This window comes from Allohahella marinimesophila (assembly GCF_039538005.1).
Lineage (GTDB): Bacteria > Pseudomonadota > Gammaproteobacteria > Pseudomonadales > Oleiphilaceae > Allohahella > Allohahella marinimesophila.
This window is the reverse complement of sequence record NZ_BAABBO010000010.1, coordinates 151308-172077: the sequence shown is the minus strand read 5'-3', so window position 1 is coordinate 172077 and position 20770 is coordinate 151308. Positions and strand designations below refer to the sequence as shown.

Genomic DNA, 20770 nt, shown 5'->3' with positions numbered 1-20770 from the left:
ATAGCTCGCCTTTCGCTTTCCGATTCGCTCTTGGTATGAACCTTTGCGCCTGCAATACTCATCGGCAGACATTGCCACCTGAATCTAGCAGATCTAGATCCTTCAAGCTGGAGTTAGTAGGGACTCGACATGATTTCAACGGTATCAACTCTCATCGGCGGAATCGGCCTCTTTCTTCTCGGCATGATCTTGATGACCGACGGTCTCAAGGCAGTGGCCGGCGACGCCCTGCGCGCGATGCTCGCGAATTTCACAGGTTCTCGCACCAAGGCATTGGCTACCGGCGCTGGCATAACGGCGCTCGTTCAGTCCTCCAGTGCCACGACCCTGGCCACCATCGGTTTCGTATCAGCCGGCTTGCTCACGTTCAATAACGCCATCGGTGTGGTCATCGGTGCGAATCTGGGAACGACCAGTACCGGTTGGATCGTTTCGTTGCTGGGCCTCAAATTTTCATTAGGTACTATTCTGTTGCCTGTTATTGGCATAGGCGCTTTGATGCGTCTGCTAGGCAGAGCCAGACTGGCTCATACAGGCAGTGCTCTGGCTGGTTTCGGAGTGATTTTCGTCGGAATAGATGTCATGCAGGACAGCATGGGTGGTCTGGCTGAGCAGGTGGATCTTTCTCAGTTCAGTACGGCGGGCATTCAGGCCCGCTTGATGCTCGTGATGATTGGCGCAGTCATGACGGTCCTGATGCAATCGTCGAGTGCGGCTGTAGCCACCACACTGACGGCGCTGGCCGCTGGTACGATCTCGGTTGAGCAGGCAGCCGCCCTTGTGATCGGACAGAACCTCGGGACCACCGTTACGGCCTGTATCGCTGCGATTGGGGCCAGCGTGCCGGCCAAGCGCACCGCATTCGTCCATGTCATTTTCAATCTGGGTACCGGCACAATCGCGTTCTTTATTCTGCCAGCTTTCGTAGCGGGGGTGGACCTTGTGACCGAGCGCTGGTTGGGTCGCGAAGAGGCGCTGACAATTGCAGCTTTTCATACGGCTTTCAACCTTTTGGGCGTTGCGGTGTTCTTGCCACTGACCTCGCACCTGGCCAGCTTGGCAACCTATTTCATTCCCGAGATACGCCCCACGTTGACCCGAAACCAGGATCTGAGCATGCGAGATGTGCCATCGCTCGCCGTCAATGCCGCGCATGACACGCTTCGTCAATGTGCAGTGATCACATTGCTCAATGCATCTGCGCGCCTTCGTGGTGAGGACAGTCCTCATATTGAGCAGGTCCTCGTCGAGGTGCGTCAGGCCACCCATGAGACCGGCAATTTCCTCGCCCGGTTGCCCAGTGTCGAAGCGGCTATATTGGGTCGCCTGACAGCGGTCCTGCACGTCATCGATCACGTAACTCAATGCGCTCGCGATGCTGAATGGCTATCTGATTCGAGGCGCCTGCGGACGATGCCGGCCTTGCGTGTGCAGGCAGATCGGCTCGCTGCGCTATTCATGTCGGGGGCTGAAGGATTGACGGACGGTGATCCGGATGATCTGGCAATCGTGACCGTACAGCTAGAGGAGGCACTCTCCAGTGGCGAGGATGCCCGGCCCGCAATTTTGCAGTCGGCTGCCCGCCATGCACTGAATATTGATGAGGCGCTCGATGGCCTGGATGTGCAGCGCGCGCTCGAACGCCTGGCGCATCACGCCGGGCGATCGTTATATTATCTGCATCAGCTGGACCAGCGGACGCCGGATACCGCCTCTCTGGCAGAATTGGACGTCCGTACAGGGGAATAAGCGGCCCGGTCGGTTCTGGCTAATATCACGAGCGATCATCACTGGCATCTTTGGACGCGCTGTCTTCCTGTTTATCTTCGGACTTTTCCTTCAGCTTTTCTGCGCCGGAAAAATCGAAGCCAGTCTCATCGGATAGTTGATCCGGATCGAAACGGATGCCACAGCCGCCTTTGATGATCTGGGGTGTTCTGGCTGTTCCAGGTGTTTGTTCTTCGTTGTCATTGTCTTGCGACATCATGACGGGCTCCTTGTCATGGAAAGGGTGTAGTATTTTGAACACCAGTACTCGGCAACTGTGCAATAAACGATTATATACCAGCGTCGTTGCCATGAATTCAGGGATCACCGTCATCAAAGGGAATTTCATATGCAGTTTTCACGTGAAAGCAAGATAGTCTGAGTCATCCTCACGGAAGGCAGTGCAGGGATGAGGCCCGGGAACCTGGCGCTTAACGAAACGCAATGGGCGTCATGGCGAGCCGGGCATGCTCACGCTGGGGTCTACGTCTCCCCATAATGAGACAGTCACGCAAAGGATCCGCCCGCTATGAACCTTTGGCAACTGATGACGGCTTTGATGCCAATAGTGGCTGTTTTCCTGCTGCTGGTAGTGTTGCGCCTACCCGCCAGCCGGGCAATGCCCCTGAGTCTGCTGGTAGTCGGCACTCTCGCAGCCCTGGTCTGGCGGGTCCCTGGCAGGCAGATTATGGCCTCGATACTGGAAGGCTGGGTGATCGCGAGCTCCATTCTGATCATCGTTTTTGGCGCTATTTTTCTACTCAATACGCTGAGGGCCGGTGGTGCCTTCGATGCCATTCGAGCGGGTTTCTACCATATTTCGCCTGATCGGCGTGTGCAGGTGATCATCATTGCCTGGTTGTTCGGGGCCTTTCTCGAAGGCGCCAGCGGATTTGGTACCCCGGCGGCGATAGGCGCGCCATTGCTTGTAGCGCTGGGGTTTCCCGCCATGGCAGCGGTGACACTGGCGTTGATCGCTGACAGCGCGCCGGTCACTTTCGGTGCAGTGGGTACGCCGCTACTGGTGGGCATCGCCCAAGGTGTACCCGGCACCAGCGATGCAGCGTTGAAGGCCGTAGGGACCACTGCGGCGGGTATCGATATTATCGTGGCGAGTTTTCTACCCCTGTTGATGGTGGCCCTGCTTACGCGCTATTTCGGCGCTAACCGTCGCTGGCGCGAGGGTCTGGCTTTGTGGCGCTTTTCGCTCTTTGCCGGCCTCGCCTACACAGTGCCAGCCTGGGGTGTCGCGTTACTGCTCGGGCCTGAGTTCCCCGCAATTATTGGTAGCATGGTTGGGCTAGCCCTGGTGGTGGGCGCCGCACGACGAGGCTGGTTTTTGCCTGTCGACCCCTGGCGGCTGGCTGACGACCAGGCTTCCGTCGATGGTAAACCTGAGGAGCCTGGCTCACCCATGCCGCTGTGGCTGGCCTGGTCCCCCTATCTGCTGGCGGCATTGCTGCTGATACTCACTCGCCTCAACACCTTGCCATTAAAGGCCTGGCTGCAAGGCTTTACCCTGGAATGGCCAGCATTGCTGGGTACCGACATTTCCGCCAGCCTGGCGCCCTTGTACCTGCCCGGAACCGTGTTTGCGGGGACTGCGCTGATAACGCTCGTAATGCACCGACTACCCTTGACTACCGCGGTGGCGGCAGCCCATCAGACTGCCGGCAGTCTGCTGCCAGCCACCATTGCCCTCGGCACTTCAGTGCCGATGGTGCGAATTTTCCTCAACTCCGATGTGAATAGCAGCGGTCTTGAGGCCATGCCCACCGAGCTTGCCCATCTTGCAGTCGCTCATCTGGCCGATGTGTGGCCACTGATGGCTCCGATCATCGGGGCACTCGGCAGTTTCGTCGCCGGCTCATCCACCTTTTCCAACATGATGTTCGCTGGTCTGCAGCAGGAAGCGGCGCTCTCTGCAGGCCATTCCCCCAGGCTGATCCTGGCTCTGCAAACACTTGGGGCGAACGCCGGCAATATGATCTGTGTGATGAACGTAGTGGCCGCCGCTGCCGTTGTAAACCTGGCTGGGCGAGAAGGAGACGTTATCCGCCTGACGCTGGGACCTATGCTGTTTTACGCAATTGGCGCAGGGCTTATCGGGTTGGGACTCGCGTGAAACGGTTTTCGGAAAGATCCGTCTCAGTGAAATGTCGCTTAATTACATTACTGTAATGCTTTCGGTCGGGAGAAACTGGTTCGGAAACTTGTTTTACATCAATGGAATTTCCTTTATTCAGTGCTCACGTAACAGCGCGTTGCCTTCTGTCAGCACAGATACAAATTGACCACAAATCTGAAGCGCATATGCAACTATATTGTCGGGGAATTTTACCTTGTCTGGATCCTGATATGCACTGGTTCAACCGAAGTTTAATGAACAAACTCCTCGCGATCATCGTCGCATCGACGACCCTCTGCCTTGGGGCTGCTGCTTACAGCGTCTGGTCCTCGAACCACGCGATGAACGAACTCGAAATGCTGCTCGATAATGATGTGCGGCAGGCGCGGCAGGCCCAGGTCGTACTGGCAGACTTCAAGACCCAGGTACAGGAGTGGAAGAACGTGCTGCTCAGAGGTCAGGATGACGCTGCTCGAGCAAAGTACTGGGCGCAATTTCAGGCTCGAGAAGCCGGTGTCAGACAGGGTGCCGAGGCCTTGGCCGAAACCTTGCCCCCATCGCCATCGCAGGTCAGCATCGTAAACTTCATCGAGTCACACAGGCTTATGCAGGATGCCTACCGCAAAGGGTTCGAGGCCTTCGTGGCGAGCGGCTACGATGCTGCTGCTGGTGATCTCGCTGTCAAGGGGATAGACCGGGCACCCGCCACATATCTCGATGAAGCTAATAACCATTTGATGGAGAGCGCTCGCAGCAAGACCAGTTTGATCACGGGCCAGGCCCAGTCATCACTCTGGTTTTCGAGTGCAGTGCTCTTCAGTATGATCCTTATCAGCGCAGCGCTAGTGCTGTATACCGTAAATCGTGCACTTGTAGCGCCAAGCCGCTATCTCGTCGGCAGGATTTCGGAGCTTAGCCAGGGCAGACTGAGCGGCGAAATTGAAGTGTCGACGCAGGATGAGCTTGGACAGTTGGCTGATTCAGCAAAAACACTCCAGACCTTTCTCCGGGATATCGGCAGACAGATGGGCGAGACTGATGTGGCTATGCAGAGCGCGTCGCGAGCATTGAACGATACCGCAGCGCGTCTGGCTCGCCAGGCGACGTCGGCCCACGATAAGACTGACCAGATGGCCACCGCCATGCAGGAGATGTCTCATAGTGCATCCGAAGTGGCGAGTCATGCCAACAGCACGGCCAGTGTTACCAGACAAGCCAATACTGATGCGAGCGAGGCCAGTTCGACAATGTCTCAGGCGAGCGCTGCCATGAGCCGGCTATCCAGCCAGATTCAGCAAACGTCTGACATGGTCGACAGCTTTTCTGAAGACACGAAGAATGTCGGCTCGGTCATCAATGTCATTCGTGGTATCGCTGAACAGACGAATCTGCTGGCGCTGAATGCGGCCATTGAAGCCGCAAGGGCAGGGGAGCAAGGGCGTGGTTTTGCTGTCGTCGCGGATGAAGTGAGATCACTGGCTCAAAAAACTCAGGAATCCACCAAGGAAATCGAAAGTATCATCGCCAAGGTGCAATCAGGGGCGAAGGGAACGGTCGAATTCATGAAGTCGAGTCAGAGCATTTCGGTCGAAAGTTCGGCACTGTTTGCCAATGCTCAGACTGGCATTGACAGTATAGGTCGTCAGGTTGCCGAGGTGGATCAGCTGGCTGAACAGGTGGCGACTGCTGCCGAGGAACAGACCAGTGTTTCGGCAGATATTTCCCGCAACATCACCGGTCTTGCCGAATTGACGGAGTCCACGCTCAGAGACGCCGATACGGCTGAAACCGTAGCGAAACAACTCGTACAGCTGGCTGAACAGGCCCGTTCAATCGCGCAGCGCTTCGATATTAACAAAACCAACTTTGATCAAAAGTCTGTCAGCTGATTAAATAGCAAGCCTGTCGTGATTCATTCTTCGCCAGGGATATTTCAGCATGCTCCGGCACGCCACACATAGGAAGGAACACAGCAAAACGAGCAGGATGGCGAGCCTGGGTCTTGCTTTCGTAGCGCTCGCGGCGCTGATCTGGGGGTTGGCGGGTGGAGTCGCCGGAATGTTGATCGCCGACGGCTGGGATCCATTCGTAGTGGCCCTCTACCGGGGTGCTATCGGACTTGGCGTAGTACTGATCTGGCTCGCCTTGCGCCGGGATGGCTGCGGTATGACGAGTGGCCGCCTTTGGTTCTGGTCCGCTATCGCTGGTCTTGGTGTTGCTGGCAACTTCACGTTCTATTTTGTCAGCATCGCCGAAGGCAGTGTCGCTGTGGCGGCGACCCTGATGTACTGCGCCCCGGTGTTCGTCTACCTCGTGTCCTTCGCCTTCAAGCTGGAACAGCCCGATCGGTTCAAGTGGATCGCTATGGCGGTGGTCGTCATCGGTATCGTTCTGCTGACCGGTGTCTATGAGAGCGGGGAAGGCGGCGTCACGGCGATCAGCGCCGGCGCTGGACTGTTGTCTGGACTGTGTTATGCGATTTTTATCTTCGGCTTCAAATTTGCGGCGCCTCATGGCAGCCCGCAGGCGATTCTCGCAATTGCCCTGGCGGTGCTCGCCACCGTACTGATCTGGCCCGCTGATTCCGGGCAGACTATTGAGGTGCTCAGCTCGCCAAGTTGGTCATTGTTCGTGTTACTGGGTGTGTTTGGTGCGGGCCTGTCATTCGTTATTTACATCGTAGGTCTCAATCACGCCGCACCGGCCGTTGCTTCAATAGTAGCGATGGTCGAGCCAGTCACCGCTTCGCTGTTCGGTGTCGTATTACTGAATGAGAGCCTCGCCCTGTTGCAGGTATTGGGCATGGCGCTGATTCTGGTGACTGTCACTGCTTTGAGCGTCCACTCGAGCTGACCGAGCCTCTCTCCGATGACTGGAGAGAGGCAAAGCGAGGCCTAGTTACAGCTCCGATACACTCGCACCCAATCCACCTCCATCTTCGCCGGGAAGATGCCCATGTCGACACCTTGCTGTCCGCCCCACATTCCACCGATAGCGACATTCAGGATGAGATGGAAGCGCTTGTCGAAGGGCCAGGTGCTCCAGCCCTGTTTTGGATTCGTGTAGGTTCCGAAGACCCGACCATTCATCATGTACTGGATGCGATCCTGGTTCCAGTCAACACTGTAAACGTGGAACTGATCCTGTACTGTGTTGTTGGTTGTGGTCACGGTGAAGTTGTTGCCCAGCATATGATTGCGGCCGTTGGAGTGGATCGACCCATGGATATTCCAAGGGTCATGACCAACGTTTTCCATGATGTCTATTTCACCGCTGTTTGGCCAGCCACCATATTCAGAATCACTCGGCATCATCCAGATCGCAGGCCATGTACCGCGGCCTCGAGGGAGCTTGGCGCGAACTTCTATGCGGCCATTCAGCCAGTCTCCCTTGCCATGGGTTTTCAGGCGTGCCGACGATATCTCATGCCCGCCGAACCAGTCCCTGCGAGCTTCGATGGTGAGAACGCCGTTACCAACGCGGGCGTTCTCCAGTCGCTGTCCGGTGTAGTTCTGCCACTCGTCGTTGACCCAACCTGGTCGCTGCACTTCGAAGCTCCATTTGCTGGCGTCCGGCAGCCCGCTGTAGTTGAACTCATCGGCCCAAACCGGCGCTGCGGTGCAGGTGCCACCACCGCCACCTCCCGGACCACCGCTCACTGCAGCTAGCCGCCATTTCTGTCGCGCCTCGCCCTGGTATTGGTACTGCTGGATATTGCCGCCATCGTAGGCGGCCCAATCGGCCACGTTGACGACCTTGCCACTGTGCTTGTTGCGGATCTGGTACTCGTTATTGCCGACACTGATGAAAGAGAAGAGCTGAGCATCGTTGCCGTTGTCGTTCCATTGTTGAAGGTTGGCGTTGTTGGCGGTCGAGGCATTGGCCACATCGAGCATGTGTCCGCTGTGTCGGGACTGAATCTTGTAGTAACCGTTGCCGGTATTGATCAGGTTCCACTGCTGATTGGCACCAGCGCCGTAAGCCCACTGCTGGACATTCGCGCCTGGTGTGGCAGATACGTTGACGACATCGAGGCTTTTGCCGCTATGCACCGAGTCGATACGCACAGCGCCTGAAAGGGTGGTAGCTGCCCCGACCGGAATGATCTTCCACTTCTGATTATTGTGGTTGCCCCAGGTCCATTGATGCACATTGGCGCCGTTGTCCTGATTCCAGGCGGCCACGTCGAGCACTTTGCCGCTGGCGACATTCTCCAGCCTGTACACGCCGCTTTCGATTTCCACAATACGGAACTTCTGTGCATTGGAGCCGTTGTAAGCGGCTTGCTGGATGTTCGCACCATCATGAGCGGCGCCCCAGGCGACATCGAGATACAGCCCACTATGACGATTTTTCAGAAAGTAAGTGTCACTACCGGCAGAGACCATTTCCCATTGCTGATTGCCACCATTGCCATAGGCCCACTGATGCACATTTGCGCCGGCAGCCCTGGACACACCGTCTACATCCAGGGCCTTGTTCGAGTGGAGATTGACGAGATAATAGTTGCCCGTGAAGGTGGTGCCAGCGTTTGCGGGTAAGCTGATTGCCAAAGCGAGTAGACCACCGCACATGATCCGGGCAGTGATTGAAGGTGTCTGAAACTGCATGCCTTATTCTCCTGTGAATTTTCTAGCAGCCAGCAGCCTGCCGCAAGATAGGGGCCGCTGACGCGAACCCTATCTGATGAGTGGCGACGAAAGCATCGTCGGAACAGACGATGCCGATAGGGAGATAGCAGACTTTCTGCAGAATATGTGACGTGGATCGAAAGCGGACTATGATTAGCTGAGGTCGCCCAGCTCAGGAGACGCCGCTGTGATTCGTGTTTCGCCGCGTGCAATAGTTGATGAGCCTGTCTTCACGGAAACCCTTTACCATTACGTGAACCGTCAGCATCAGCAACAAGTTGAGGCCCTGGCACAATTGCTTAAACAGGCGAAGGCAGAGGGCTGTGCAGAGCGGATTAGCAGCCATGTTCTCTCTGCCAACGCTTATTCGACATCTCAGCAGCCAGCTGTGCTATGTAGTGCTCTCAGAAACACCGCTCATTGAGCTGTATCAATACCTTTTGCCTGGCGTTCGAGTAAGGTCGAATTCACTGTTGGTGTATCGGATTGCAAAGCGGATTCAGATTCTTGTATCGACGATCCGCACAATGCTAATCTCAATCACAGCAAGTATTGCAAGTGTCGGAAAACGAACATTTTTTGCTGAGTCCTGTCTCATCCTTGCTGTGGACCGAGAGGGCATTTCTCATGGGGGTCCCCCTTCATCATGCTTGAAAGCGTGTTCGTACAGGTTGGCGTGATTGTCGGCATCGCGGCGATGGGGGGCGTGTTGGCACAGTGGTTACGCCAGCCACTGATAGTTGCCTTCATCGCAGTCGGGATTCTGCTAGGCCCTTCAGTCCTTGGTCTCGTATCTCATAGCTCTGAAATAGAACTGTTTGCTCGTCTCGGGATTGCCCTGCTGCTGTTTGTAGTAGGGCTCAAGCTTGACCTGCATATTATCCGCACGGTTGGTCCAGTAGCACTCGCCTCGGGTCTTGGGCAGGTGGTCTTCACATCGGTCGCCGGCTATCTGATTGCACTGCTTCTTGGTATGTCGTCTATAACGGCAATCTATGTGGCAGTTGCGCTGACTTTCTCCAGCACTATCATCATCGTCAAGCTGCTGTCCGACAAACGCGAAGTGGATTCGCTGCATGGCCGAATCGCGGTGGGTTTCCTCATCGTGCAGGACATTGTGGTGGTTCTGGTCATGATCGGACTCACTGCCTTTGGCAAGGCCGGTGGTGATTTCCATCTTGGCTGGGAGGCCCTCAAGATCCTGCTGAAAGGTGCGGGCATGATTCTCTCCGTGGCGCTGTTAATGCGCTACGTGTTGCCCTGGTTACTGCAGCGCCTGGCCCATTCATCCGAACTCCTCATGCTATTCGCCATCGCCTGGGCCTTGTTGGGAGCTGCTGCGGGGGATGCGCTTGGCTTCAGCAAGGAGGTAGGCGCCTTTCTGGCTGGTATATCCATCGCTTCGACACCTTATCGCGAGCAGGTCGCCGCCCGGCTGGTCAGTCTGCGGGATTTCCTGTTGCTGTTTTTCTTTATAGAGCTTGGTGCCACTCTTGACCTGAGTATGCTTGGTGCACAGCTTGGAGCCGCCATCGTATTCTCACTGTTCGTCCTTATCGGTAATCCGTTAATCGTCATGGTGATCATGGGTTTCATGGGGTACCGAAAGCGCACCAGCTTTCTGGCCGGTTTGACGGTGGCTCAAATCAGCGAGTTCTCGCTCATCCTCGCCGCCCTCGGACTGAGCCTTGGGCATCTGCTTCCGGAGACGGTTGGTCTCATCACCTTGGTGGGCCTCATTACTATAAGTGTCTCGACCTATATGATCCTGTATTCCCACTGGCTATATGAACGTCTAGCGCCCTGGCTATCGATTTTCGAACGAAAGGTGCCGCATCGTGAGAGTGACAGTCCGGTCGAGAATGCAGATGGGATCGATGTGCTCGTGGTTGGGCTGGGCCGTTATGGCGCGGCGCTGGCGTCGACGCTTCGCGAACGCGGCAGTCGGCTGTTAGCGATAGATTTCGATCCATCCACGGTTCAGCAGCACCTGCGTGATGGTTACATGGTGCACTACGGCGATGCAGAAGATCCTGAATTCGTCGGGACCTTGCCCCTGAATCGCATCCAGTGGGTTGTCAGCACGGTAAGGGATCGTGACATCAATCGCATGCTCTTGAATGGGCTGCGCGAGCTGGGTTATCAGGGAAAAGTGGCGATAGCGACGTCCAGCCGTCGTGATGCCGCCTGGTTCGAGCAGGCGGGAGTGGATCTGACGCTCATTCCGTATGCTGACGCCGCCAGAGAGGCAGCGACCAAGCTCATGCCGAAGCCTGCCGTCGCGAATGACCCTGTTGGAGACCCTGTATGAATAGATTCAACAACATTGTTTATGTCTCGGATCGAAGCCTCAACCAGACCGCGACCATGGCACGCACGGTGGCGCTCGCCCAGGCCAGTCAGGCTCGACTGACTGTTCTGGAAGTCGTGCCCGATATCCCTGCTGGTGTCTGGATCAGCCTGGATGGCATTCAAGCCGCGGATTTGACGGCGGCGCTGGTTCAAGAACGGCAACTGCAGATTGAATTGCTGACTTCAGGCTTCAAGGACGAGATTGAGATTGAAATCGAGGTACTTGTGGGCAGGCTGTCGCTCGAAGCCATCAGGGCAGTATTACGCAAGGATTTCGATCTGCTTATCAAGCCTGCTGAGAATCCCGACTATCTCGACCGCCTCTTCGGCAGCGATGACATGCATCTGTTGCGCAAATGCCCCTGTCCGGTCTGGTTGATGAAGCCGCTGGAGGGTACAAGTTATCGAAGCATTGTCGCCGCGCTGGATCTCGGAGCTGACGACCGATATCCGGCAGAGAAGGCCTTGAATAGGCAGATTCTTGAGCTTGCAGCCTTTCTTGCGGTATCTGAATCTGCCGAGCTTCATCTATTGCATGCCTGGGATGCCCCTGAGGCCGAGTTTATCCGCATATGGGCGAATGATCCGGATACGGCCGAAACGGATTTTGTAGAGGGCGAGCACTTTCGTCGCCAGAACGATATGGAAAGCCAGGCCCTCGAGCTCCGTGACTGGCTCGGCGCTGAAGCCTATGACTATCTCTCCCCCCGCATTCATCTGGCAAGGGGGAACCCGAAGAAGGCTATTCCTCGACTTGCCGAAAATCTCAAGGCTGATCTGGTCGTGATGGGTACGATTGCGCGCACAGGGATTCCCGGCTTTATTATCGGCAACACCGCAGAAGCCATTCTCGATCAGCTCAAGTGCTCAGTGCTGACGCTGAAGCCTCCTGGTTTCCGAACACCGGTTACTCTGGACTAAGTCGCTACTTGGCTCGGATTGCCTGCCTTTGAGATGTAATAGTTGGGAAACGATAGTGTGAGAATATTTCCGTTACGCAGTGGAAGCGGTCAAGGAGGATTGAAGTGGAAATAAGTGACTTACCGTTCGATATCACAGATTGGTCGAAAGTCGATGCGAGCGAGCACAAGGGAGCGCAGGGCATGGCTTACTGGCGAACGCGCGCGTTCGGCAATATTCGTGTGCGAATGGTAGAATATTCGCCGGGCTACATCGCCGATCACTGGTGCGCGAAAGGGCATATCCTGCTGTGTCTCGAGGGCGAGTTGGTCACTGAGTTAGCCGATGGTCGCCAGTTCGTGCTCACGCCTGGTACCAGCTATCAGGTTGCGGATAATGCCGAGCCGCATCGATCATCGACGGCGACTGGTGCAAAACTGTTTATCGTTGACTAGGGAGCTCAATCAATGAAGCAGACCGGAAGCTGTCTTTGCGGCGGCGTGCTCAACAAAGCACCATGGTTCGATATAACCGACGAGCTTCCCCAGTACCCCGAGAACTAAAACCATGAGTATGCTTGATAAGAAAGTACCCCCACTTCTTCTGGCTGGAATTGCTGCTGTCGGCATCTGGGCTATGGCAGCTGTCTTGCCAGGCGCCCACCTGCCGGCCTGGCTTCGAATCTACGGTGCCTTACTCATCTTCGTCTCAGGGTTTTTGATATGCATCGCCGGCATTATTGAATTCAGACGTGCTAAGACCACAGTGGATCCACGCATACCGGAGACTACTTCCTCGCTCGTCACGTCTGGCATCTACGCAAAAACCAGAAATCCAATGTACGTCGGCTTTACGCTTTTTCTGATTGCCTGGGCTATGTACCTGACGTCTCTGTGGTCGTTGATAATCGTCGTTGCATTCGTGGTCTTCCTCAACCGTTTTCAGATCAAACCTGAAGAAGAGGCACTGGAGGTGATTTTTGGCCAGGAATTCGCAGCCTATCGGTACAGAGTGCGGCGATGGATTTAATCTAGCGAAGAGGATTTATGAAAGTTATCTTTTCAGTAGTGTTTTTTGCATTGCTGCAGGCTTGTTCAACAGTAGGCTACCATGGGTAGACCGCCATGCTTGTCCCTGGGCAGCGAACCGTGCCTATGCTCCGCGAAGCAGCAGCAAGATTTCAGGCAGACCTGTTGTTAGCCTATAGAAGCACCTGCGATTCATATCAGAAATATCGGTTTCTCAGCGCAAATGAAAACAGATCCTATTGCTCGGTAGAGGCTGTCTTGTTGGATATCCGGTCGGGTGTAATCGTCAAACCCGTGGTGAGCACCGAAGACTTCAGCACCCGAAAATCTGACGAGGATACGAGTTTCAGTGAGACTGTTAAAAAGGCTGAGCTGGAAGCCGTAGCCAAGGCGCTGGGTAAGGTGGCCGATGAGGCGGTGCTTTTCCTGAACAATGTGCCAAGGATGTGAGTAATATTTTCACATTTCTAACCCTGCGATGTATTAGCCAACAACTTTCTCTGATATCGCGCTTAGCTCGGAGCCTTGTGTTCTGCTGACCTTCCTCATTCGTGTCTATCAGATATTCATTTCTCTTCTCTGCTTATCAATCGGTGGGCTGGCCCTGCTTACCTCCGGGTATATGGTATTCAACATGCTGTCGCACCCGGACACGAAAAGCGATGTGCTCTTCGGGGTTGGGCTGTTTGGGTTGATGTTTTCGCCGGCGATAGTGATTGCGGGCTTGAGATTACCGGTGAATAGACCGAATCGCTTCGGGGGACTCTTCGGCCCAAATGTACTTCGGGCCATGGCGATCGTTTACGGAATCATGGGCGGCATCGTTCTGATTCTGGCGATCAAGGAGGAGGATATTTTCGGCATTTATGGGAGTCTGGGATATATATTTACGACTCAAGGTGCCTTCGTTCTCGCCAATCTTAGGGGGAGGGCATAGCTTCCTTGATGCCGAACTCCACTGCCATGTCCCGGTTCGCTTGCCGGGCCATTAAAGCCCCAGTCGTGATCTGTCTCCCACTGTGGAACTGCAGGCGCGCTGGGACAATTTCAAGGCGCGGCCGGCACAACGGTCGCGGCGCCCTGCCGCTAACATGCTCTGTCTGGTGCATGACCGCTCGCGAAGATGTCATGCGAGCCTTTAAAAACCATATCAGAGAAATCAGTAATGCGAACTGGAAGACGACTACTCACACTCATCGCCCTGGGGATTGCCGCATGCACTGCCGCCATGCCGGCCTCTGCCGAGGCTTCGCGGGAAGTGTTCCCCTACTGCAGTTACAGCTTGCTTGATGACGGCTGGGTCTCGACGGCAGATGACGTGCGAAAGATGCTGCGAGAAAAGCGGGCAGAGGATGTTCAACCAGGCTTCGTCGAAGCTACCGACGCCACGGTGAATCAATTTAGAGCGCTGTTTCAGGCCCTGAACCGGGACGACTTGACAGTGGCACGCTCTGCGGCAAAAGCGCTTGGTTACAATGCTTGCCTGCTGCGAAATCTACGCCGCGATGGTGAAGTGGATCGCTTCCTCTTCCTGTCCAAAGATCAGACGCAGCAGATTCATCTCCTATGGCGTCTTGGTAAGGCTGATCCCATCATCATTCAGTCGCCACATAACTTCAAAGATCAGCGTGACAAGGAAAAAGCCACCGAAAGTTTCGTCAGGACCCGAGCCCGCCTGCTCATCGCAAACTCATTGCATGCCAACGACAGTAAGCAACGCTCTCCCTGTAGCGGAAACAACGCGGTCAGCAATGGCGCGCACTATCACAAGGGTTGGTTCCATGCGGCACATGTGGCCTCTGCAGAGTTGCTACCTGATCATGGCGTATTCCAGCTTCACGGCATGGCGTCTCGCAGGGGCAACGGTGATGTGAATTACATAGACATTTCACCAGGCTTCAAAAAAGACCAGGTGAAAGAACACTCGCTTTTGAGGTATTTCGATAACGCGCTTGTGGAGAGTTTTGGTGGTGATTACGCCAGCAAGTATATCGTGTCCGCGGCCAGCCCAAGCCCCTGGACTCGAGTCAAATCCGGATCCCATCTTCCCGGTACTTTCAACACACAGGGAAGGCACCTGAATGGCTCGCCTGAACCCTGCCGCAAGAAAGCTCAGGCCGTCCACTACGAAAACAGTCCACAACGTTTTGTCCATGTCGAGCTATCGTCCAATCCACGCCAGCGCCATCTGGACGATCTGATCAATGCACTCAACATCGCTGCAGCCGAGTGGCGGACCAACGCGGCGGGCGGCGACGCTCACTCACTGGAGGGGGCAAAGTTACAGGTGGGCACCATGCGGGTCAGTGATAAACCAGCATTCTTCACAGATGAGTTGGACGCGTACGAACAGCCAGTGATCATCGCAGGTATTCCAGGCATGGAGGGTAAACATCCTGTTGTCGTCGAAGCCATTACAGGCCTGACGCCGGCGCTGCAGCTCAGAGAGTGGTCGTATCTTGACGGCTGGCATAGATACGAGTCTGTGCCGTATCTCATTGCCGAGAGTGGCCGTTTCGAGTCGGACCAGCTGCAGCTCGAAGCCGGTCATACGAAGTTTGACGCAGGGCTTGGTGAAATGAATGTGCATTTCCAGGCAACATTTGAAGGTAAGCCGGTGGTACTGTTGACCGAGAAGAATAACGAACGAGGTGATGTTGCAGCCCTGCGTATCACTAATCTGAATTCAGAGGGCTTTACTGTTAAGGCGTTTGTCAGCGAGCGCGCGCAGGCGATAGGTAAAAAGCTCGGTGGGATAGAGCTTGGCTTTTTGGCTGTCTATGAAAGAGCGGAGGAGACGGTTGGGTCCGCTTCAGTTCCCTTGATTGGTGGATCGGCGGTGATGCTGAAGACCGAAGTTTTCCAAGGTAATCATACACCGCAACTCATGGGAGTCTTGGTTCAGGAAGAACAATCCAGTGACGGGGAAGCATGGCATACTAACGAGGAGGTGGGGCTTGTTGTCATAGACGAGCTTGTTTTCGGTCATATGCAAAGCCTTTACGGTGCAGATCCTGCGGCGCTTCGCCGCTTGGTTGATTAAACAAGTCGACACCACCGGGATGAGTATCCCCGTGGTGAATTAGAGGCTATACATACCATCGTAGCCTGGTCGAGAGATTACTTCTAAACAGGGTCCAGCCAATCATGACCATTCCTGCAAAACCAGTCTTCTGGCGCGACTCCCGCCTCTCTCACGTCGAACTCCGCAAGGTCGCTGATGGTCGTCAGGTCCGATATGCGCCCCACAGCCATAAACAGTGGTCAATTGGAGCCATTACTGAAGGACAAAGCACCTTTCACTATCGAAATGACAGATACCGCGTTGGTGCCGGAGATCTGGTGTTTATGAATCCAGGCTGGGTGCACGACTGCAATCCCATCGACAATCAAGCGTGGGCTTACTACATGATGCATCTCGATACCGTCTGGCTCACCAAACTAAGATTCACGGCAGGGCTGTTGCCTACGCCTCATTGGCAGGATCTACCTACGGCGGTGTTATCAACTGGCGATTGGCACGATCGATACTGCAATGTCGCAGCTTGCCTCCTTGACGCCAGCCGTGCACTGCTCGTCAAGCAAACAGTGCTGGCCGAATTTCTCTCCGACTTGATGCATGAGCTGGCGAAGCAGCCGATCGGGCCGGATCATCAGGCTCCTGCTTCGTTGAAGAAGTTGGCTGGATACCTTGATAGCCAGGCGACGGAGGACGTTTCTCTGGATGTGCTATGTAAGCGTTCAGGCTACAGCGCTGGTTATCTCATTCGTGCGTTCAAACAGCATTTTGGCCTCACGCCGCATGCGTATCTGATTAATAGAAGAATTCAGTTGGGGCAGGGCGAGCTCAGGTGCGGTATACCGATCGCCGAGGTGGCGCTCAATGCAGGTTTCGCAGATCAACCCCATTTCCAGCGTACCTTCAAGCGGCTGGTAGCTGCCACGCCTAACGAGTACCGTATATCCTCAATTGATGACGAGATAGACACAGCTCGCAGCCAGCATCCCGGCCAGCATGCGGTTGATTGTGACTAAAATGTCAGCGCGGTGCACATATCGTCGCAGGAATGCCCCGGCAAAAACCCAGCCACTGAGCGATAGCCAGCATATCGGGAGATAGAGCGCAGCGAATACGATGACCTGATTGAACTCGCTTCCGCTGGTAAATGCACCGATGCCGGAGGCTGATGCAAGCCAGGCTTTGGGGTTAAGCCACTGCATGAAGACGCCGCTCATGAACCCGGGCGCTTTCGGCACCTCACTTTCAGGCAAGCGCCCGTCGTCCAGGGCGAGTTGATAGCTCAGGTAGAAGACGAAAGCGACTCCCGCCCAGGTGAGCACCTCTTTCAACACAGGCACCATGGCTAGCACCGAATACAGTCCCAGCCCCACGGCAACGAACAGCACGAGGAAGCCCAGCGTAGCACCTGTCACGAAGATCAATCCCTGGTGGACCGGGTAGCGGGTACCGCTGCTCAGGCAAACGAGGTTAACCGGGCCGGGCGAGATGGATGCCGCCAGGGCGAATGCCGACATTGGTAGCATGGTGGAAAGGGTCATTGCGAGTCTCCAGAGGGGATGGTTCGGGGAGTCTGCAACACTGCTGTCATGGGGGTATTGAATAAAATTGATGTTGGCGAAAACAGCGTTGCCATGGTCGCAAAATTCAATTGCGTCAGCACGATGACCGATGGCACGCTTTGACGCCGAGAGCTGTTGGACATGTGCTCAATCAGCACGCTATCAGGAGACGTCATGTGAAAAGTGCACAGACATTCTGGGACGACACGGCAGCACGTTACGCCAAAAGCGCCATCAAGGACGAAAAGACCTATCAGAAGAAACTCGCAATCACTCAGGCCTTCTTCCGGCCCGATTGGTCAGTGCTCGAGTTTGGGTGTGGAACAGGCAGTACAGCGATCGTTCATGCGCCTTACGTCAGGGAGATTCTGGCTACTGATATCTCTGGGAAGATGTTGAACATCGCCCGCCAAAAAGCTCGGGATGCGGGTGTCGAAAACGTGCATTTTCAGCAGGGCACCCTGGACAATGTGGAGCTTGCTCCGCAAAGCTTCGACGCTGTGCTTGGGCTCAACATACTGCATCTGCTAGAAGATGTTGAGGCTGCCATCTCTCGAGTACATACCTTGCTAAAGCCTGGCGGAATATTCGTTTCAAGCACGGTTTTGATCGCCGAGATGAAGCGCCACTGGCGGTGGCTGATTCCGCCTATGCAAATCCTCGGTTTTGCGCCTCACGTCAGCCGTTTCAGCGCAAGCGAGCTCATCACGATGCTGGTCAATGCTGGCCTCAGTATCGACTATGAATGGCAGCCGGGTAGGGAATCAATCTTCATCGTGGCCAGAAAAGATACCGCGGGCAGGTGATCATCAAGATACTCTCCCGGCATAACGCCCGCCTCGGGTATCATCCTGGCGGCGGGAACGCCTCAGCCCCATGTTGTGCCCAAGCTTGTGGGCGAGGGTGAAGGGTCGCATTTTGGACCCACTACACCGAGTGAGATAGGCAAGGTTCGGCCATCAGGCCCACTTGCGCTACCAGGCGTTTCCATCTGTGGGTTCTGTGATGGCTCATGGTTGTTGCCTCAAGCTGAGCGGGTCAGCCCCATGGGTCGTTTGCAAGGTTCCGAAGCGCAGACCATCCATCGTGACGAGTCCCAGGGTCTCATTCACGTGGCGGGTTTCCTTGTTTGCCGACTGCTCCTCCTGAATGAATACCGGATGTGTGGATACATCATCATTCACCAGCATGCGTTCGTAGTTCAGGGTCGCAGGCGAGGTCAATGTCGGTAGATCGAGGACAATCGAGCTATCGTTTTCAGCGGCCTCTCCATGAAGCGCCATATAGCCAATATCGATCCCCTCGATCTGGCTGACTTCAGACTGCAGCTTTTCTTCCAGAAATCCCCGCAGCGTGAATTCGTCACGGTTTACAGAACTGAGGCGAACGGCGATTGGCATTGCATTGCCATTGTTCCTGACTGTCAGCAGCACTAGCGGTGGCGCTTCAAAAGAATGCTGAAAGGAGAACACCATATCTTCGTCGAGTGCATCGAGGCTCACATGTCCGAACTCGATCTGCACCCCTTCGGCCTGGTAGCCACCTGCTTCGGCAACGAGGAAGGGAACGGTTTCGTTCGTGTGCCACGCATCGAGGTACCGCCACTCGTTCAGTTGCATGAAGAGCTGGTTCTTGCCGCTCAGTGACTCTGCAACGACCGGGTCCTTTCCGCGAAAGCTCGGTACACCCGCCAGCACGACGGGATCGTTGAATGTGATGCCGTCTGGCAGTGGTAGCAAGGTAGGTTCGTGATCGACCTCAAGAACCCCTGACACCATGCGCGAGGCCTCGATGTTCTTTAGTGGTGATTCTGGATCGTTTCCACCGTCCTGGATCGGGTCCTGTACAGCAGTATTGTCATCGCTGCTGGAGTCGCCCCCAGCCGTGCTGTCGCCATCCTTGAAATTGACGGGCACTTCGATGACCGGAAAGTTTACAATTTCGATCCTGGCCAGTACCTGTTCGGCTGCCGAACTTTTTACTTCGAAATCCCAGCTCATATAGGGCTTGGTTTTGGGGTTTTTCGCGCTGTCGCTTTCGGTAAAGATGTAATTGATCCCCTTTTTGTCCAGGGCCTTGATGACAGCGCCGTCCGCCTTTCTGGACAGTTCACGATCACCGGACTGGCTCCACACTTCTGCACGGTCGCCGTCGACGATCATCATAGGGCGGCAGCCGGATGGATTGTCATTTCGGGCCTTGATCGTCAGCTTCACCTTGCCATCCTGGTTTTTGCCGAGCGTGCGTTGCAATGACTGACTCACCTCAAACTCAGGCGGTTGCGTGCATTGCGCATGATGAGACGAGTGGGAGATATGGAGGGTGACGTTGGCCGTATCTACCGCATCCACGACCTCGATGTTCAGGCCTGTTTCATCCTGAAGGTTGCCTGAGAACCGTTCAAACAGAATGCTTTTCTGAAAGGTGCAGCGCTTGCAGGGGCTGGCCACATAGATCACCAATTCATGACTGCTCAACCGGCCCTCTCCAGCCTTGAGAGTATCCGGGCTTTTCGGCATGGCGATGAACAGGCGGTTGCCAGTGTGCGGAATGTCGTAGACGAGCGCGAGAGGGGCGTTACCGGGGTTGTTATTCTTGTCTATGGCGCGAAGTTGATATTCAAGTTTGCCTGGCAGAATCCGCTCCACCTCGTGTTTCTCGAACCAGCCAAGCCAGTGCAGCTCTGGTGCGTTGTAGTTCTGCGTATTCTGGGCGCCCATGAGCGTGGTCTTGTCGTAACAGAAACCTTTTTCATTGCTGCAGTTGCCGCGCTCGTAGTCGCGCGAATGTGTGAGACGCAGGATATGGCCTATTTCATGACGCATGGTCATGGTGTTGCCGATATTGCCGCTGTTCATATTCACCGTCTTGCCACCAGCGTTACCACCGTAGCTACAGGTCTTGTCCGGATAGGAAAATATGCGCAGGTCGAAAGATTGGATATTGGAGACGGAGTCGTTTGCGCGTGATCGATTGCCGCAGCTTTTTGGCAGATCGACCTGTCTGGTGCTGCGAATATCGACATCCGAGAAGCCGTACTTGCCTCTGGATACCGTCTCGTAAAAATTATCGACCCGCTTGATGATACTGCGCATATTCGCTGCACCAGGACTCCAGTTCGTATCGCTGAAGTTTAAAGGCGCCACCACCACCCGTTTCTGACCGTGTGACGTATGCAGATTCCTGTTGTAGTTCTGCACACAGGACGGCTCATTGGCTGTGCAGTCGTAACCGTATTTTGCGAAGGCCTGGATCGATACGGAAAACGAAGCCAGACCTGCAATCAGGGGTATGATCAGATTCCTTGTTCTGTGGGGCAGCATGAAGAGATGTCCTTTGCGGTTCCGGGCGCAGCGAGTTGTGCGGAGGGCATGGTAGTGGAG

Annotated in this window: 17 protein-coding genes; 13 read left to right on the top strand and 4 right to left on the bottom strand. The window is 55.2% G+C overall.

The genetic code is table 11. The annotated features are described in order from the left end of the window. Positions 1-129: 129 nt before the first annotated feature. A complete protein-coding gene (locus ABD735_RS11920; RefSeq protein ID WP_344806662.1) occupies positions 130-1749 on the top strand; it encodes a Na/Pi cotransporter family protein in 1620 nt (539 codons plus the stop codon). 25 nt (positions 1750-1774) lie between these two features. Here ABD735_RS11920 and ABD735_RS11915 read toward each other — a convergent pair whose 3' ends face one another. Next, entirely contained in the window at positions 1775-1987 is a 213-nt protein-coding gene (locus ABD735_RS11915; protein ID WP_344806660.1) for a hypothetical protein, read from the bottom strand. 309 nt (positions 1988-2296) lie between these two features. On the opposite strand from ABD735_RS11915, the gene ABD735_RS11910 reads away from it, so the two are divergent. The 3 genes from ABD735_RS11910 (at position 2297) to ABD735_RS11900 (ending at position 6748) form a co-directional block, all read left to right on the top strand. Continuing rightward, complete coding sequence (locus ABD735_RS11910; protein WP_344806658.1) at positions 2297-3892, top strand: L-lactate permease; 1596 nt, start codon at positions 2297-2299, stop codon at positions 3890-3892. Positions 3893-4149: 257 nt separating this feature from the next. Further along, positions 4150-5784: a methyl-accepting chemotaxis protein gene (locus ABD735_RS11905; RefSeq protein WP_344806656.1), complete on the top strand. Its 1635-nt coding sequence runs from the start codon at positions 4150-4152 to the stop codon at positions 5782-5784. Positions 5785-5881: 97 nt separating this feature from the next. Continuing rightward, positions 5882-6748 carry a DMT family transporter gene (locus tag ABD735_RS11900; RefSeq protein ID WP_344806655.1) on the top strand — a complete coding sequence of 289 codons (867 nt, stop codon included), beginning with the start codon at positions 5882-5884 and terminating at the stop codon, positions 6746-6748. 41 nt (positions 6749-6789) lie between these two features. Here ABD735_RS11900 and ABD735_RS11895 read toward each other — a convergent pair whose 3' ends face one another. Next, a complete protein-coding gene (locus ABD735_RS11895) occupies positions 6790-8505 on the bottom strand; it encodes an RICIN domain-containing protein (protein WP_344806653.1) in 1716 nt (571 codons plus the stop codon). A gap of 667 nt (positions 8506-9172) precedes the next feature. Here ABD735_RS11895 and ABD735_RS11890 point away from each other — a divergent pair. From ABD735_RS11890 to ABD735_RS11855, 8 genes are all read left to right on the top strand, one after another. After that, on the top strand, positions 9173-10837 hold the full coding sequence (locus ABD735_RS11890; protein WP_344806652.1) for a cation:proton antiporter: 1665 nt from the start codon (positions 9173-9175) through the stop codon (positions 10835-10837). After that, entirely contained in the window at positions 10834-11799 is a 966-nt protein-coding gene (locus ABD735_RS11885) for a universal stress protein (RefSeq protein WP_344806650.1), read from the top strand. Before ABD735_RS11890 ends, ABD735_RS11885 begins: the two co-directional genes overlap by 4 nt. A 104-nt stretch (positions 11800-11903) precedes the next feature. Then, on the top strand, positions 11904-12233 hold the full coding sequence (locus ABD735_RS11880; protein ID WP_344806649.1) for a DHCW motif cupin fold protein: 330 nt from the start codon (positions 11904-11906) through the stop codon (positions 12231-12233). Positions 12234-12345: 112 nt separating this feature from the next. Continuing rightward, the gene (locus tag ABD735_RS11875; protein WP_344806647.1) at positions 12346-12807 is read left to right on the top strand and encodes a methyltransferase family protein; all 462 of its coding nucleotides are present in this window, start codon (positions 12346-12348) and stop codon (positions 12805-12807) included. Positions 12808-13064: 257 nt separating this feature from the next. Continuing rightward, positions 13065-13256 (top strand): hypothetical protein, encoded by a 192-nt coding sequence (locus tag ABD735_RS11870; RefSeq protein ID WP_344806645.1) that lies wholly within the window; start codon positions 13065-13067, stop codon positions 13254-13256. A gap of 184 nt (positions 13257-13440) precedes the next feature. Continuing rightward, complete coding sequence (locus ABD735_RS11865; protein WP_344806644.1) at positions 13441-13743, top strand: hypothetical protein; 303 nt, start codon at positions 13441-13443, stop codon at positions 13741-13743. Positions 13744-13971: 228 nt separating this feature from the next. Further along, a complete protein-coding gene (locus tag ABD735_RS11860; RefSeq protein ID WP_344806642.1) occupies positions 13972-15849 on the top strand; it encodes a hypothetical protein in 1878 nt (625 codons plus the stop codon). Positions 15850-15953: 104 nt separating this feature from the next. Beyond that, positions 15954-16841: an AraC family ligand binding domain-containing protein gene (locus ABD735_RS11855; protein WP_344806641.1), complete on the top strand. Its 888-nt coding sequence runs from the start codon at positions 15954-15956 to the stop codon at positions 16839-16841. On the opposite strand, the gene ABD735_RS11850 is transcribed toward ABD735_RS11855, so the two are convergent. Next, positions 16773-17366, bottom strand: a complete 594-nt coding sequence (locus ABD735_RS11850; protein WP_344806639.1) for a LysE family translocator — start codon at positions 17364-17366, stop codon at positions 16773-16775. The two genes, ABD735_RS11855 and ABD735_RS11850, sit on opposite strands and share 69 nt — an antisense overlap. A gap of 197 nt (positions 17367-17563) precedes the next feature. On the opposite strand from ABD735_RS11850, the gene ABD735_RS11845 reads away from it, so the two are divergent. Beyond that, positions 17564-18193 carry a class I SAM-dependent methyltransferase gene (locus ABD735_RS11845; protein WP_344806637.1) on the top strand — a complete coding sequence of 210 codons (630 nt, stop codon included), beginning with the start codon at positions 17564-17566 and terminating at the stop codon, positions 18191-18193. 204 nt (positions 18194-18397) lie between these two features. Here the strand turns inward: ABD735_RS11845 and ABD735_RS11840 are convergent, their stop codons facing one another. Beyond that, positions 18398-20710 carry a zinc metalloprotease gene (locus ABD735_RS11840; protein ID WP_344806635.1) on the bottom strand — a complete coding sequence of 771 codons (2313 nt, stop codon included), beginning with the start codon at positions 20708-20710 and terminating at the stop codon, positions 18398-18400. Between the last annotated feature and the right edge of the window lie 60 nt (positions 20711-20770).

Bases quoted from the DNA above. Each gene is read 5' to 3' on its own strand.
- ABD735_RS11900 (WP_344806655.1), top strand. From the start codon at position 5,882: ATGGCGAGCCTGGGTCTTGCTTTCGTAGCGCTCGCGGCGCTGATCTGG.
- ABD735_RS11905 (WP_344806656.1), top strand. From the start codon at position 4,150: ATGAACAAACTCCTCGCGATCATCGTCGCATCGACGACCCTCTGCCTT.
- ABD735_RS11915 (WP_344806660.1), bottom strand. From the start codon at position 1,987: ATGATGTCGCAAGACAATGACAACGAAGAACAAACACCTGGAACAGCC.
- ABD735_RS11920 (WP_344806662.1), top strand. From the start codon at position 130: ATGATTTCAACGGTATCAACTCTCATCGGCGGAATCGGCCTCTTTCTT.
- ABD735_RS11860 (WP_344806642.1), top strand. From the start codon at position 13,972: ATGCGAACTGGAAGACGACTACTCACACTCATCGCCCTGGGGATTGCC.
- ABD735_RS11840 (WP_344806635.1), bottom strand. From the start codon at position 20,710: ATGCTGCCCCACAGAACAAGGAATCTGATCATACCCCTGATTGCAGGT.
- ABD735_RS11890 (WP_344806652.1), top strand. From the start codon at position 9,173: ATGCTTGAAAGCGTGTTCGTACAGGTTGGCGTGATTGTCGGCATCGCG.
- ABD735_RS11875 (WP_344806647.1), top strand. From the start codon at position 12,346: ATGAGTATGCTTGATAAGAAAGTACCCCCACTTCTTCTGGCTGGAATT.
- ABD735_RS11865 (WP_344806644.1), top strand. From the start codon at position 13,441: ATGCTGTCGCACCCGGACACGAAAAGCGATGTGCTCTTCGGGGTTGGG.
- ABD735_RS11885 (WP_344806650.1), top strand. From the start codon at position 10,834: ATGAATAGATTCAACAACATTGTTTATGTCTCGGATCGAAGCCTCAAC.
- ABD735_RS11850 (WP_344806639.1), bottom strand. From the start codon at position 17,366: ATGACCCTTTCCACCATGCTACCAATGTCGGCATTCGCCCTGGCGGCA.
- ABD735_RS11910 (WP_344806658.1), top strand. From the start codon at position 2,297: ATGAACCTTTGGCAACTGATGACGGCTTTGATGCCAATAGTGGCTGTT.
- ABD735_RS11855 (WP_344806641.1), top strand. From the start codon at position 15,954: ATGACCATTCCTGCAAAACCAGTCTTCTGGCGCGACTCCCGCCTCTCT.
- ABD735_RS11895 (WP_344806653.1), bottom strand. From the start codon at position 8,505: ATGCAGTTTCAGACACCTTCAATCACTGCCCGGATCATGTGCGGTGGT.